The sequence below is a fragment of the Streptomyces niveiscabiei genome (assembly GCF_001419795.1).
Classification (GTDB): domain Bacteria; phylum Actinomycetota; class Actinomycetes; order Streptomycetales; family Streptomycetaceae; genus Streptomyces; species Streptomyces niveiscabiei.
In genome coordinates, this window is the sequence record NZ_LIRL01000546.1 from 1 (window position 1) to 13,158 (window position 13,158).

At 72.6% G+C, this 13,158-nt stretch carries 13 protein-coding genes and 1 pseudogene; 3 read left to right on the forward strand and 11 right to left on the reverse strand.

Annotated features, from left to right (window positions below):
• From AOK24_RS48675 to pdhA, 5 genes and pseudogenes are all read right to left on the reverse strand, one after another.
• Window positions 1–279: pseudogene (locus AOK24_RS48675) on the reverse strand (hypothetical protein); the annotation flags it as partial.
• Window positions 276–1,163, reverse strand: a complete 888-nt coding sequence (locus tag AOK24_RS25680) for an NTP transferase domain-containing protein (RefSeq protein WP_055722437.1) — start codon at window positions 1,161–1,163, stop codon at window positions 276–278. The gene AOK24_RS25680 and the pseudogene AOK24_RS48675, both read right to left, overlap by 4 nt.
• Before the next feature lie 100 nt (window positions 1,164–1,263).
• Entirely contained in the window at window positions 1,264–2,745 is a 1,482-nt protein-coding gene (locus AOK24_RS25685) for a dihydrolipoamide acetyltransferase family protein (protein WP_055722438.1), read from the reverse strand.
• Window positions 2,745–3,749, reverse strand: coding sequence for an alpha-ketoacid dehydrogenase subunit beta (locus tag AOK24_RS25690; protein ID WP_055722439.1), 1,005 nt, complete (start codon window positions 3,747–3,749; stop codon window positions 2,745–2,747). The genes AOK24_RS25685 and AOK24_RS25690 overlap by 1 nt, the downstream gene beginning before the upstream one ends.
• Window positions 3,746–4,861, reverse strand: a complete 1,116-nt coding sequence (gene pdhA, locus AOK24_RS25695) for a pyruvate dehydrogenase (acetyl-transferring) E1 component subunit alpha (RefSeq protein ID WP_055722440.1) — start codon at window positions 4,859–4,861, stop codon at window positions 3,746–3,748. The genes AOK24_RS25690 and pdhA overlap by 4 nt, the downstream gene beginning before the upstream one ends.
• A 175-nt stretch (window positions 4,862–5,036) precedes the next feature.
• Between pdhA and AOK24_RS25700 the strand changes: the two genes are divergently transcribed.
• Together AOK24_RS25700 and AOK24_RS25705 are read left to right on the forward strand one after the other, a co-directional pair.
• The gene (locus tag AOK24_RS25700; protein WP_420876689.1) at window positions 5,037–5,537 is read left to right on the forward strand and encodes an Lrp/AsnC family transcriptional regulator; all 501 of its coding nucleotides are present in this window, start codon (window positions 5,037–5,039) and stop codon (window positions 5,535–5,537) included.
• Between the two features lie 157 nt (window positions 5,538–5,694).
• The gene (locus AOK24_RS25705) at window positions 5,695–6,123 is read left to right on the forward strand and encodes a hypothetical protein (protein ID WP_055722442.1); all 429 of its coding nucleotides are present in this window, start codon (window positions 5,695–5,697) and stop codon (window positions 6,121–6,123) included.
• A gap of 84 nt (window positions 6,124–6,207) precedes the next feature.
• Here the strand turns inward: AOK24_RS25705 and AOK24_RS25710 are convergent, their stop codons facing one another.
• The 3 genes from AOK24_RS25710 to AOK24_RS25720 form a co-directional block, all read right to left on the reverse strand.
• Window positions 6,208–6,540: an SH3 domain-containing protein gene (locus AOK24_RS25710; RefSeq protein ID WP_240001306.1), complete on the reverse strand. Its 333-nt coding sequence runs from the start codon at window positions 6,538–6,540 to the stop codon at window positions 6,208–6,210.
• 325 nt (window positions 6,541–6,865) lie between these two features.
• Window positions 6,866–7,498: a TetR/AcrR family transcriptional regulator gene (locus AOK24_RS25715; protein WP_055722443.1), complete on the reverse strand. Its 633-nt coding sequence runs from the start codon at window positions 7,496–7,498 to the stop codon at window positions 6,866–6,868.
• On the reverse strand, window positions 7,495–9,024 hold the full coding sequence (locus AOK24_RS25720) for a 3-hydroxyacyl-CoA dehydrogenase (RefSeq protein ID WP_055722444.1): 1,530 nt from the start codon (window positions 9,022–9,024) through the stop codon (window positions 7,495–7,497). The genes AOK24_RS25715 and AOK24_RS25720 overlap by 4 nt, the downstream gene beginning before the upstream one ends.
• 170 nt (window positions 9,025–9,194) lie before the next feature.
• On the opposite strand from AOK24_RS25720, the gene paaN reads away from it, so the two are divergent.
• Window positions 9,195–10,886, forward strand: a complete 1,692-nt coding sequence (gene paaN, locus AOK24_RS25725; RefSeq protein ID WP_055722445.1) for a phenylacetic acid degradation protein PaaN — start codon at window positions 9,195–9,197, stop codon at window positions 10,884–10,886.
• A 5-nt stretch (window positions 10,887–10,891) separates the two neighbouring features.
• On the opposite strand, the gene AOK24_RS25730 is transcribed toward paaN, so the two are convergent.
• From AOK24_RS25730 to AOK24_RS25740, 3 genes are all read right to left on the reverse strand, one after another.
• Window positions 10,892–11,692 (reverse strand): TrmH family RNA methyltransferase, encoded by an 801-nt coding sequence (locus tag AOK24_RS25730; RefSeq protein ID WP_079056991.1) that lies wholly within the window; start codon window positions 11,690–11,692, stop codon window positions 10,892–10,894.
• Window positions 11,689–12,879: an HTTM domain-containing protein gene (locus AOK24_RS25735; RefSeq protein WP_055722446.1), complete on the reverse strand. Its 1,191-nt coding sequence runs from the start codon at window positions 12,877–12,879 to the stop codon at window positions 11,689–11,691. The genes AOK24_RS25730 and AOK24_RS25735 overlap by 4 nt, the downstream gene beginning before the upstream one ends.
• Window positions 12,876–13,158: DUF5819 family protein (locus AOK24_RS25740; protein WP_240554121.1), on the reverse strand; the 283-nt coding region annotated here is incomplete at its 5' end. The genes AOK24_RS25740 and AOK24_RS25735, both read right to left, overlap by 4 nt.

Below are 13,158 nucleotides of genomic sequence, written 5' to 3' on the forward strand. Positions count from 1 at the left end.
GCGGGAGGGGTGCGGGTCGGGGGAGGCGGGATTTTCGGCGCGTCCGGGCTTCCCGGCACCCCCCGGACTCCCGGCACCTCCAGGCGTTTCGGCACCCCCAGGATTCCCGGCGCGTCCATGGTTCCCGGCGTCACCGGCCTTCCCGGCGCCGCCGCCGCTGTTCGAGGTGTTCCGCACGAGCGCCAGCACCTCCTCGACGTCGAGGTCCTCGTCCTGGCCGAGCCCCGTGCCGAGACCTGTGCCGAGCCCCGTACCGAGACCTGCGTCGGGGCCGGTCATCCCGCGGCCGGACCGGCGTCGGTGGGCTTGGCGTCCTCGGACGATGCCGGGTCCGCCTCCTCCGCCCACCGCAGAGCCAGCGCCGCGGCCTTGCGGGCGGCCTCGGCGACGGCTTCCGCGCTGCCGTCCGTACGCCCCGCCGCGTACCCGACGAGGAACGTCGTCAGGGGAGCGGCCGGCCGGGCCACGCCGTGCGCCGCGTCGCGGGCCAGGTCCAGCAGGACCGTCGTATCGACGTCGAGGTCGATGCCCAGCTCGTCCTTGACTGCGGAGATCCATTCATCCAACACGTGGTCATGCTCCCTGATCCTGGCCCTGGCGGTGGCGATGTCGTCCCAGGTGTCGCAGTCGAAGGCGGCGACGGGGTCCGGGACACGGGCGAGTTCGAGTCCTGCGGTGAGCTTCCGGAGGGGAAGGCCGGCGAGGCTCCCGTGTCCGGCGCGCAAGGCGTCCAGCTCGCGGCGCAGGGGGGACACGCGGTAAGCGGCGACGAGGGGTTGGTCGCGGCCGTCGGCGTCGACGAGGAGAGCGCCGTCGGCGTCGTCCAGCGCCGCCAGCAGCCGCCGTACCGTCCCCGGCGCCAGGAACGGCAGGTCGGCCGAGAGGAGCACGACCCGGTCGGCCCTCGTGCGGCGCAGCCCGGCGTCGAGGGCGGCGACCGGGCCGCCGCCCGGTGGGTCCTCGCGGGTCCAGTCGACCGGGCGGACCGTGGGGCGGGGGGCGGCCACGACGACCGTGTGCAGCGCGTCCGCGCACGCCCCGAGGACCCGGTCCAGCAGGGGCCGGCCCCCCACCCGTACGCCCGGCTTGTCCGCGCCGCCCAGGCGCCTCGCGCCGCCGCCCGCGAGGACGACGGCGTCGTAGGGGGGCGGCGCGGAGGTCATGCCCCGAGTATGGGGGCCGCCGAGGGCCGGGGAAACCCGCCCCCGGCGCCTTCCGTCCGGAACGCCCAGGTCAGGCGGGACGTGAGCACTCCGGCGTCGATCACAGCGTGCGCAGCAGCACCGCCGGTTGTTCGACGCAGTCCGCCACGTACCGGAGGAACCCGCCCGCCGTGCCTCCGTCGCAGACGCGGTGGTCGAAGGTGAGGGAGAGCTGGACGACCTGCCGCGCGGCGAGTTCGCCGTCGTGGACCCACGGCTTGGGGACGATGCGGCCGACGCCGAGCATGGCGGCCTCGGGATGGTTGATGATCGGCGTGGAGCCGTCGACCCCGAACACGCCGTAGTTGTTCAACGTGAAGGTCCCGCCGCTGAGTTCGGCCGGTTTCAGCCCGCCGGTACGGGCCGCCTCGGTGAGCCGCGCGAACTCCGCCGACAGCCCTTCGGCGTTGCGCGCGTGCGCGTCCCGGACGACGGGCACGACGAGCCCCCGGGGCGTCTGCGCGGCGAACCCGAGGTGCACGGCGTCCAGCAGGACGACTTCCCGGGCCTCCGCGTCCACGCGCGCGTTCAGCTCCGGGAACCTGGCCAGCGCGGCCGTACAGATCCGCGCGAGCAGTGCGAGCAGGGAGATCTTCGGCGCGCCCGCGCTGTTCATCGCCGCCCGCGCCCGCATGAGTTCGGTCGCGTCGGCGTCCACCCAGCACGTCGCGTCGGGAATCTCCCGCCGGCTCCGGGTGAGCTTGTCGGCGACGGTCCCGCGCAGCCCCTTGAGGGGGATACGGGTCCCGCCGGAGACGACGGCCCCCTCCTCGGCGTGCGGATCGGCAGCGGCCCCCGCCGTACGTCCCTGCACCGCCGCGACCCGCAGCGCGTCTTCCACGTCGGCCCGCAGGATCAGCCCCTCGGGCCCGGACCCCGTCAACTCCCGCAGATCCAGCCCGCCTTGGCGCGCGAGCCGCCGTACGAGGGGGGAGATGACGGGTACGGGCCCGTCGCCCGCGTCCCCGTTCAGCCCGTTCGCCTCCCCGTTGCGCGCGCCCGCGCCCACGGCCGCCGCCCCGACCTCGGCGGACGCCCGGATCGCGGCGACGCCGCGCCCGTCACCGGCGCCCGCCCGCGTGGCCCCCGAGGGCGCCGCCTGGGCCCGCGCAGCCCCGCCGCCCGCCCCGGCGCCTGCGCGCCCGCCGGGAAGCTGCCGTCCCGCGACACCGCCGGCCTGCGGCCGTACCCTGCGCCTGCGGGCCGGTGGCTCGGCCGTGCCGTAGCCCACCAGGACGTTGCCGGAGCCCTCGGCTGCGGGGGTGCTCGCCGCGCCGACCGTACCCGTCGCGTCCGCCGGGCTCACCGCGACCGTCAGCAGGGGCGCCCCGACGGGGAGTTCCGTGCCCTCCTCGCCGTAGCGGGCCGTGACGACGCCCGCGTACGGACAGGGCACCTCCACCATCGCCTTGGCGGTCTCGACCTCGACGACGGGCTGGTCGACGGTGACGACGTCGCCGACCTGGACCATCCAGGTGACGATGAGGGCCTCGGTGAGCCCTTCGCCGAGGTCGGGCAGCTTGAACTCCAGGACCTGTGCCATCAGCTCTCGGCCTCCCATTGGAGACGCGCGACCGCGTCGAGGATCCGGTCGACACCGGGCAGGTGGTGCCGTTCCAGCATCGGCGGCGGGTAGGGGATGTCGAAGCCCCCCACGCGCAGGACGGGCGCCTCCAGGTGGTGGAAGCAGCGTTCCGTCACGCGCGCGGCGATCTCGCCCCCCGGCCCCCCGAAGGAGCCGGACTCGTGGACGACGACCGCCCGCCCGGTGCGCCGTACGGACGCGCAGACCGTGTCGTCGTCGAACGGCACCAGCGAGCGCAGATCGACCACCTCCAGGTCCCAGCCCTCCGCCTTCGCCGCCTCGGCCGCTTCGAGGCAGACGGGGAGCGAGGGCCCGTACGTGATCAGCGTGGCGCTCGCGCCCGAGCGCCGCACCGTCGCGCGTCCGATCGGTTCAACGTGCGGCGGCTCCTCAGGGTTCCAGGTGTCCTTGGACCAGTACAGCCTTTTCGGCTCCAGGAAGACGACGGGGTCGTCGGAGGCGATGGCGGCGCGCAGCAGCCCGTACGCGTCGGCGACGGTCGCGGGGGTGACGACGTGCAGGCCGGGGGTGGCGGCGTAGTACGCCTCGCTGGAGTCGCTGTGGTGCTCGACGCCGCCGATGCCGCCGCCGTAGGGGACGCGGATGGTGATCGGCAGGGGCATGCGCCCGCGCGTGCGGTTGCGCATCTTCGCGACGTGGCTGGCGAGCTGCTCGAAGGACGGGTACGCGAACGCGTCGAACTGCATCTCGACGACCGGCCGCAGCCCGTACATGGCCATCCCGACGGCCGTCCCGAGGATGCCGGCCTCCGCGAGGGGCGTGTCGGTGCAGCGGTCCTCGCCGAACTCCTTCGCGAGGCCGTCGGTGACGCGGAAGACGCCGCCGAGGGTGCCGACGTCCTCGCCCATGACGTGGACGGCGGGGTCGGCGGCCATGGCGTCGCGCAGGGCGCGGGTGAGGGCCTGCGCGAAGGTGGCCGGTTTGGCGGCGACGGTGCTCACGCCCCGGCCTCCATCTCCGTGTGCAACAGGGCCTGCTGTTCCCGCAGTTGGGGCGTGGGTGCGGCGTACACGTGGGTGAACAGGTCGTCGGGGTCGAGGACGGCGTCCTGGTTCATGCGCGCGCGCAGGTCGGCGGCCATCGCCTCGGCGTCGTCGCGGACCCGCTGCGCGTGCGCCTCGTCGAGCAGCCCGCGCGCGGTGAGCTCGCGTTCGGCGAGGGCGATCGGGTCGTGCTCGCGCCACGCCTCGACCTCGGCGTCGCCCCGGTAGCGCGTCGCGTCGTCCGCGTTCGTGTGCGCGTCGACGCGGTACGTCACGGCCTCGATGAGCGTCGGCCCGCCGCCCGCGCGCGCCTGCCGTACGGCGTCGGTGAGGACCTCGTGCATCGCGAGGACGTCGTTGCCGTCGACCAGGCGGCCCGGCATGCCGTACCCGACGGCCTTGTGGGCCAGCGAGGGCGCGGCGGTCTGCTTGGCGAGCGGCACGGAGATCGCGAAGCCGTTGTTCTGGACGAGGAAGACGACCGGCGCCTGCCAGACGGCGGCGAAGTTCAGGGCCTCGTGGAAGTCGCCCTCGCTGGTGCCGCCGTCGCCGACGAGCGCGAGCGCGACGACGTCGTCGCCCTTGAGGCGGGCCGCGTGCGCGAGGCCGACGGCGTGCGGGAGCTGGGTGGCCAGCGGCGTGCACAGGGGGGCCACGCGGTGCGCGTACGGGTCGTAGCCGGTGTGCCAGTCGCCGCGCAGGAGGGTCAGCGCCTCGACGGGGTCCACGCCGCGTGCGACGACGGCGAGGGTGTCGCGGTAGCTCGGGAACAGCCAGTCGCGCTCCTCCAGGGCGAGCGCGGCGGCGACCTCGCAGGCCTCCTGCCCTGTGCTGGACGGGTACACGGCGAGCCGTCCCTGCTTCGTCAGGGCCGTCGCCTGCGCGTTGTAGCGCCGGCCCCGCACCAGCTGCGCGTGCAGCCTCAGCAGCAGCTCCTGGTCCACCGGCCTCTCCGTGCCGAGGACGCGGTACGGCTCGGCGTCCGGCAGCAGGGGCGCGGGGTCCATCCGGGGCTGCCAGGCGGGCGGCGGTGTGGGCCGGTACGCGCCTCGCTGCTCCATGACCGTCATGACGGCACCTCCTCGTGGGAGCGGCTACGGGAGGCGCGTCGTCGGTGAGGCGCCTCACCTACCGATTGTTCGGTCGTCGGCACAGTTTGGCTACGGGTGCCCTCAGGCTGTGGACAAACGGTTCTCCACAACCTGTGATGGACGCAGTACGTCCATGGTAGGGAGGCGGGGGGACATGGCACCTGAACAAATGGCCGAAAACCCGGAAACCGGAACCCCGCTTCCGCCTGCGCGCCCGCTGGACGCGATCGACCACGACATCCTGCGCATGCTCCAGTCCGACGGCCGCGCCTCGATCCGCTCCGTCGCGGAACGGGTCCACGTCTCACGCGCGAACGCGTACGCACGCATCAACCGCCTCGTGGAGGACGGCGTCATCCGGGGCTTCGGCGCCCGCGTGGACCACGAACGCGCCGGCCAGGGCACCAGCGCCTACATCACCCTGAAAATCGTCCAGAACTCCTGGCGCACCGTCCGCGAACAACTCCGCCAACTCCCCGGCGCCTCCCACATCGCCCTGGTGGGCGGCGACTTCGACGTCCTCCTCCTCGTCCACACCCCCGACAACAGAGCCCTCCGAGAACTCGTCCTGACCCGCCTCCAGGGCATCCCCGAGGTCCTCAGCAGCCGCACCCTCCTGGTCTTCGAGGAGGAGGACCTCGAACCGCAGGCGTGAGGGGTGTCCGGATACGGCAGCGGCCGACTCCGTGACCTGGCCGGACCGACCGGACATGTCCGGGACGGCGCTGGGGCATTGTCGCCGCGTGGCCGCCTCAGCAGGCTCTGCACCACTGTCGACTCCTGCGACTTCCTGAAGGAAGGCTGGTGCTGCCATGCGGCCCTGGACGAAAGCGGCCACGTTCCTCTCCGCGCTCCTCGCCCTGTTCTTCTTCACCGCCGTGCCGGCGCAGTCCGCCGCAGCGGCCCTGCCCGCGGGGACCGGCGCCGTACGGGTGGCCTCCTGCGAGGACCTCGACCCGATGGTCTGGCGGGGCCAGGATGCGGCCTGGACCGACTACCCGGGCTGCTCCCTGGTCGAGGTGTCGGACGCGGAGGCCGACGGGAACGGCGTCTGCGCCGAGTTCTACCACTCGGGGGACTACGCGAAGCGGACGGTGTGCGATCCCGACGGGAGCGTGCGCTACTGCGGCATCAACGTGTGCGGGACCCGGACGGGCGTCTGGCGCGACGGGGTGCACAGCATCACCAACTACCGCGTGTGCACACGGAACGTGGGCTGCTCCAAGTGGGCCCTGTCCTAGCCGGGCACCCCGTCCAGTGCCTCCGGTCCGCTCGGGGCGGAGGCACTGGCGCGCGTGCGGAAGCGCTCACGCCCTACGCGGCGCTCACTTCTCCACGGGGTTCAGCAGCGAGTACTTGACCCACCCCGTCTTCCCCTTGTTCGCCCCGCTCGTCACCTTGCCGTAGCTCCAGGTGTAGTCCTTCGTGCAGTACTCGGTGAAGCCGGTGCCCGTGGCGAGGATGCCGAGGGACGTGTAGCCGGTGCCGGGGCCGCTGCGGAGGTTGACGGACGTCGAGGCTTCCTTGGTCTGCGTGACGACGAGGTTGCACGCGGAGGGGAGGGACGCCGCCGAGGCGGAGGGGGCGGTGAGGAACGCGCCACCGAGGATCACGGTGGCCGCGGCGACGGTTGCCGAGATTTGCCGAACGATACGCACTTTTCGTCTCCTTGGGTCATCGACCGAGGGCTGAAGATGCGCCGGCTCGGGGGACGCACAGCGCGTGGCGTGCGATCACTTCTTCGCACGCGCGAAAGCAGGCCCTAGCCAACCACAGGAGTGATCTTTCGGCCAACCTCGTTGCCGGCGGGGCCCCTTGACGCGGCCGGACCATCAACTCGCAGCAGATTCAGAGGTCTTCGCATCGCAAAGCGGCCCCACCAGACTTCGCTGGTGAGGCCGTGGCGACAAGCCCGCGATAGGAATGTTCGCCGTGCGCCACTCTATCGCGCGCGCCGTTTCGGCGCCTCCTCGACAAGCACAATTACCGTGGCGGAGCTACTCGTTGAGCGTCGCGGACCACCTCGTCGACACCTCCGCGCAGCCCCTCGAACACCAGCCGCGTCACCGCGTCCGCGACTTCCCGCTCCCCCGCGCCCCGGCTGTCGGGCCGGTACCACTCCACGATGGAGTTGATCATCCCGAAGGCGAGGCGGGTGGCGAGACGGACGTCTATGTCGGCGCGGACGTCGCCTTCGAGGGATGCCGATTTCAGGAGCTCGGCGACCCTGTGGTCGAACTCGCGGCGGCGTTCCAGGGCCCAGCGCTCGGTGTCCGTGTTACCGCGAACACGGAGAAGAAGCGTCACATACGGAAGCTCGGTGATCAGAACGTCGACCATACGGCGGACGACATGCTCAAGCCGGTCGATCGCACGTCCCGCGCGCGCGGGCTCCTCGTCGAGGATCGCGAAGAGGCCGTCCAGCGCGCGGCTGACGGCCCGCTGGAGGAGTTCCTCCTTCCCGGCGACGTGGTGGTAGATCGAGGACTTGGAGATGCCGGCGGCCTTGGAGAGGTGCTCCATGGACGTGCCGTCGTACCCGCGCTCGTTGAAGACCCGGACGGCGACGGACAGCAGCGTTTCGGGCGTGTACGTGTCGCGCTTGGCGGTGGTCATGACGTGCTCCCCTCACGCTTGTCGGAGGCGTACGCGTGCCGGTAGAGCGCGAGGGAGGGCGCGTACCGCCCGGAGGGATCGCGCAGGTGGAGGTCGTCGAGGAGCGCGTACGCCCAGTTGCGGCCGAGGCGGCGGCTCCATTCGAAGGGCCCCAGCGGGTAGTTGACGCCGAGCCGCATCGCCGTGTCGATGTCCTCCTCGGTGGCGACGCCCTTGGCGACCGCGTCGTGCGCGAGGTCGACGATCCGCGCGACCGTACGGGCGACGATCATCCCGGGGACATCGCCGAGGACGCTGACGTCCTTGCCGAGCGCCTGGAAGAGCCCGATCGCCTCGGAGAGGGTCTGCGGGGAGGTGTCCTGGGACGCGGACAGGGCGATGCGGGTGGCCTTGCGGTAGTCGAGGGCGAGGTCGAAGTAGACGACGTCGCGGAACTCGACGGAGGTCTGCCCGTCGGCGAGCGCGAGCTGACCGCCGCCGGGCAGGACGAGCCGGGTGCCGTGGTCCTCGTCCTCCTGACGGACCTGGACGCCTGCCTCGCGGATCAGCGGGAGGAGGTCGGCCGCGGGGCCCAGGTCGCCCTCGGCGACGACGTAGGCGGGCGCCTGGGCGGGTTCCGCGGTGTGCGGCTCGGACCGCTCGGCGGCACCGCCGTCGGCATCGGCGTAGTCGTACCAGCCGTGCCCGGTCTTGCGGCCGAGACGGCCCGACTCGACGAGACGGCGCTGCGCGAGGGACGGCGCGAACCGGACGTCCTGGAAGAACGCCTTCCACACGGAGTGCGTCACCGACTCGTTGACGTCCTGCCCGATCAGGTCGGTCAGTTCGAAGGCGCCCATCCGGAAACCGCCGCACTCGCGCAGGACGGCGTCGATGGTCGCCGGGTCCGCGCCCTGCGCCTCGTACACGGCGAACGCCTCGCCGTAGAAGGGCCGGGCGATCCGGTTGACGATGAACCCCGGCGTGTCCGCGCAGGCGACCGGATTCTTCCCCCACGCGCGGGCGGTCTCGTACGCGCGCGTGGCCGACGACACGTCGGTGGCGAACCCGGAGACGACCTCGACGAGCGGCAGCAGCGGCGCGGGGTTGAAGAAGTGCAGGCCGACAAAGCGCCCGGGGTGGCGCAGCGCGCCGCCGATCGCGGTGACCGACAGGGACGAGGTGTTGGTGGCGAGCAGGCAGTCGTCCGCGACGACGTCCTCCAGCGCGCGCAGCAGTTCCTGCTTGACGTCCAGCCGCTCCAGGACGGCCTCGACGACGAGCGCGCAGTCCGCGAGCCCGGCGAGGTCCGGTACGGCCGTCAGGCGCGCGCGTGCGGCGTCCCGGTCGGCCGCGGTGAGGCGGTCCTTCTCGACGAGCCGGTCGAGGCGGGCGCCGATCGCGTCGGCGGCCTCCTGCGCGCGTCCCGGCACCGTGTCGTGCAGCCGTACGGGGTGCCCGGCGACCAGGGCGACCTGGGCGATGCCCTGGCCCATGGTCCCGGCGCCGACGACGGCGACAGGGCTGCTGAGGTCGAGTGCTGTCATGTGCGCGATCCTCCCGCACGGGGTTTTCCACAGATGCGGCAGGCCCCCTTGTCCCGACCGATCGTTCGGTTACTCTAGCGGTGACCGGCTGTTCCTGCCCAGACACGCGGTGCGGAGGAGCCGGGGCGAAGCCGCAGTCGCGTTCTCGATCTCCCAGGAGTTGGTCCCGCATGGCCGCCGAACTCACCGCCGCCGACCTCTTGGCCCGGCACCGTCCCACCCTCGACCAGGCGCTGGAAGCGATCCGCACGCGCGCGTACTGGTCCCCCCACCCCGAGCACCCCAAGGCGTACGGCGAGAACGGCAGCCTGGACCTCGCGGCGGGCAAGGCGGCGTACGACGCCCTGCTGAACACCCGCTTCGACCTGGACCAGCCCGGCACGGACGACTGGGTGGGCGCCGAAGTCTCCCCGTACGGCCCGGAGCTGGGCATCACGTACCCGCACGCGGACGCGGACGTCCTGCTCCCGGCGATGAAGGCGGGCCAGAAGGCGTGGCGGGACGCGGGCGCGGAGGTGCGCGCGGTGGTCTCCCTGGAGATCCTCAAGCGGATCTCGGACCGCAGCCACGAGTTCGCGCACGCGGTGATGCACACCTCCGGCCAGGCGTTCATGATGGCGTTCCAGGCGGGCGGCCCGCACGCGCAGGACCGCGGCCTGGAGGCGGTGGCGTACGCGTACGCGGAGCAGATCCGCACGCCGGGGACGGCGGAGTGGTCCAAGCCGCAGGGCAAGCGCGACCCGCTGGAGCTGCACAAGGCGTTCACGCCCGTCCCGCGCGGGATCGGCCTGGTCATCGGCTGCAACACGTTCCCGACGTGGAACGGCTTCCCGGGCCTGTTCGCGTCCCTGGCGACCGGCAACGCGGTCCTGGTGAAGCCGCACCCGCGCGCGGTCCTCCCGCTCGCGCTGACCGTGCGCATCGCGCGCGAGGTCCTCGCGGAAGCCGGCTTCGACCCGAACCTCGTCGCGCTCGCCGCCGAGCGCCCGGGCGAGGGCATCGCGAAGACCCTCGCGACGCGCCCCGAGATCCGGATCGTCGACTACACGGGCTCGACGGCGTTCGGCGACTGGCTGGAGGCCAACGCCCGCCAGGCGCAGGTCTACACCGAGAAGGCCGGCGTCAACACCGTGATCGTCGACTCCACGGCGAACTACAAGGGCATGCTCGCCAACCTGGCGTTCTCCCTGTCCCTGTACAGCGGCCAGATGTGCACCACCCCGCAGAACCTGCTGATCCCGCGCGACGGCATCGGCACGGACGAGGGTCTCAAGTCGTACGACGACGTCGTCGCCGACCTCGCGCGCGCGGTGGACGGCCTGCTCGGCGACGACGCCCGCGCGAACGGCCTCCTGGGCGCGCTGGTCAACCCGGACGTCAAGGCCCGCCTGGAGGCAGCCTCCGCCCTCGGCGAGGTCGCCCTCGCCTCGCGCGCGGTCGCCAACCCCGAGTTCCCCGACGCGGTCGTCCGCACGCCCCTGATCGTCAAGCTCGACGGCACCAAGCCGGACGCCGAGGCCGCCTACCTCAGCGAGTGCTTCGGCCCCGTCTCCTTCGCCGTCGCCGTCGACTCCTCGCTCGACGCGGTCGCGCTCCTGAAGCACACGATCCGCGAGAAGGGCGCGATGACGGTCGGCGCGTACACGACCGACGCGGGCGTGGAGGCGGCGATCGAGGAAGCGTGCCTGGAGGAGGCCGCGCAGCTCTCCCTGAACCTCACCGGAGGCGTCTACGTCAACCAGACCGCCGCGTTCTCCGACTTCCACGGCTCGGGCGGCAACCCTGCGGCCAACGCGGCCCTGACGGACGGCGCCTTCGTGGCGAACCGGTTCAGGGTGGTGGAGGTCCGGCGAGAGGGCTGAGGCGTTCAGGAGCCCTGAGGCCCGCCCGCGCTCCAGTGGTACAGCGTCATCGCCACGCTCGTGGCGAGGTTGTAGCTGGACACCTGGGGGCGCATCGGCAGGGACAGCAAGTGGTCCGTACGCGCGCGCAGGTCGGCTGACAGGCCGCTGCGTTCCGAGCCGAACGCGAGGACGGCGTCGTCCGGGAGCTTCACGCCCCGGATGTCGTCGCCCTCCGCGTCGAACGCGAACACCGGGCCCGGCGGCAGCTCGGCGGCCTCCAGGCGCTCGACCGCCGTCGCGAAGTGCAGTCCGGCTCCGCCGCGCACGACCGTGGGGTGCCAGGGGTCCAGCGTGCCCGTCGTGACGACGCCGGTCGCGCCGAAACCGGCGGCCAGGCGGATCACGGCGCCCGCGTTGCCGAGGTTGCGGGGGTTGTCGAGGACCACGACGGGGGCCGTGCGGGGGAGGGCCGCCAGCGCCTTCAAGTTGGCCGCGCGGGAGCGCCGTACGGCCAGGGCCGCGACGCCCGTCGGGTGAGGGCGGGGGACCAGCGCGCGGTACTCCTCCGGGGTGACCTCCCTCAGCAGCTCCGCCAGCGGCTCGCGGACGTCCGGGGCGAGGTCGTCCGCGAGGGCCAGGGCGGCGGCCCGGTCGGTGGCCACCGCGAGGGGGACCCGCGCGAAGAAGCGCAGGGCGTGCTTGAGGGCGTGGAAGCCGTCCAGGAGGACAGCGCCGTCGCCGTCGTTACCGTTGCCGGGGAGCGCTGTGCCGTCGGGGAGTGCTGCGGTACCGGCGAGGCGGTGCCAGGCGGCCAGGTCGGTCATGCGGTCGAGCCTACGTGCACTTTTTTGTCCGTATCGACGTCCCTTTCGGCGTCCGTCCGCGACCGGACCGAGCCTCCCCGCACGCGTGCCGCCTTCGCGCCGACCCACAGCAGGAAGGCCGTCGGCAGGAACACCGCGTCCGTCGCGATCATCGCCAGCGAGAAGAACGGCAGCCCCAGGACGACCGCGATCGCCGCGTGCTCCATCATCATCATCGCCAGCAGGACGTTCTTGACGCGCCGGTTGAACAGGGTGAACGGGAACGCGACCTGCGCGATGACCGTCCCGTACGTCGCGATCATCACCAGCGTGCCGCTCGCCGCGAGGACGTCCGCGAGCGCCGGCCACGGCGAGAACGAGTCCAGCTGGAGCGGGTAGTACACGGCCGTGCCGTCCTGCCAGCGCGAGCCCTGGATCTTGTACCAGCCCGCCGTCGCGTAGATCAGGCACGCCTCCGCCATGACGACCATCAGCGCGCCGTTGTGCAGCACGTTCCCCGAGATGTCGCACAGGGCCCGCAGCTCGCCCGCGCGGCGTGCCGCGAACCACCACACGCCCTGCGCGGCCCACGCGGCCCACAGGAGCGCCGGGACGAACCACTCGCCGTCCGTCAGCCACCCCGCGCCCGTCGCGACGGCCAACGTGCCGCCCAGGACGACCCACAGCGCCGGGCCCACCCACGCACCGCGCACGCGCTCCCCACGCGCGCGTGCCTCCTCCGTACGACGCTCCCTGCGCGCGTCCAGCGACCACACGCGCGCGCAGCGCGTGAACACCAGGTAGATCGACATCAGGTGCAGGACGTTGTCGCCGCCGTCGCCCATGAAGACGCTGCGGTTCTGGAGCGACAGGACGCCGACCATGAAGACGACCGACATCGCGCGCGTGTGCCAGCCGACGAGGAGCAGCGCCGCCGAGACGAGCGCCAGGAAGTACACGACCTCGAACCACGCGCGCGCGTCCGACCACATCAGCACCGTGAACGCGCCGTTGACGTCGATCAGACGGCGGCCCAGCTGCCAGCTCCACGGGCCGTCCGGCCCATACAGCTCCGTACGGTTGGGGATCTCGCGCAGCAGGAACAGCAGCCAGGTGGCGCTGAACCCGATGCGTATGACGGCGCTCTGGTACGGGCCCAGCGCGGACTCCGTCACCCGGGCGAGGCCCTTCGCGACGACCGTGTTCACTTGACTCCCCCGTTCGCCTCGGCGGCGGGCACCCGCCACCAGGGCAGCACCCTGAACGTCGGCTGCGTCGACACCTTCTCGTCACTCCACTTCGGGGGCGCGACGTTCGACGTACGCGACCTCACCTGCACGCGCGCGAGGGTGCCGCCTTCCCTGACCGCCCCTCCCCGCTCCAGCCTCATCACGACGATCCGCCGCAGGTACTCCTCCGACAGCGCGCCCCTCATCCCGACGGCGCGGTTGTCGTTGTCGTGCGTCCCGGTGAAGAAGTCCCAGGCC

What these genes read in the sequence shown, in the direction of transcription:
- AOK24_RS25680 (WP_055722437.1), bottom strand. Translation starts at nt 1,163, where the DNA reads ATGACCTCCGCGCCGCCCCCCTACGACGCCGTCGTCCTCGCGGGCGGC.
- AOK24_RS25685 (WP_055722438.1), bottom strand. Translation starts at nt 2,745, where the DNA reads ATGGCACAGGTCCTGGAGTTCAAGCTGCCCGACCTCGGCGAAGGGCTC.
- pdhA (WP_055722440.1), bottom strand. Translation starts at nt 4,861, where the DNA reads ATGACGGTCATGGAGCAGCGAGGCGCGTACCGGCCCACACCGCCGCCC.
- AOK24_RS25700 (WP_420876689.1), top strand. Translation starts at nt 5,037, where the DNA reads ATGGCACCTGAACAAATGGCCGAAAACCCGGAAACCGGAACCCCGCTT.
- AOK24_RS25705 (WP_055722442.1), top strand. Translation starts at nt 5,695, where the DNA reads ATGCGGCCCTGGACGAAAGCGGCCACGTTCCTCTCCGCGCTCCTCGCC.
- AOK24_RS25715 (WP_055722443.1), bottom strand. Translation starts at nt 7,498, where the DNA reads ATGACCACCGCCAAGCGCGACACGTACACGCCCGAAACGCTGCTGTCC.
- AOK24_RS25720 (WP_055722444.1), bottom strand. Translation starts at nt 9,024, where the DNA reads ATGACAGCACTCGACCTCAGCAGCCCTGTCGCCGTCGTCGGCGCCGGG.
- paaN (WP_055722445.1), top strand. Translation starts at nt 9,195, where the DNA reads ATGGCCGCCGAACTCACCGCCGCCGACCTCTTGGCCCGGCACCGTCCC.
- AOK24_RS25730 (WP_079056991.1), bottom strand. Translation starts at nt 11,692, where the DNA reads ATGACCGACCTGGCCGCCTGGCACCGCCTCGCCGGTACCGCAGCACTC.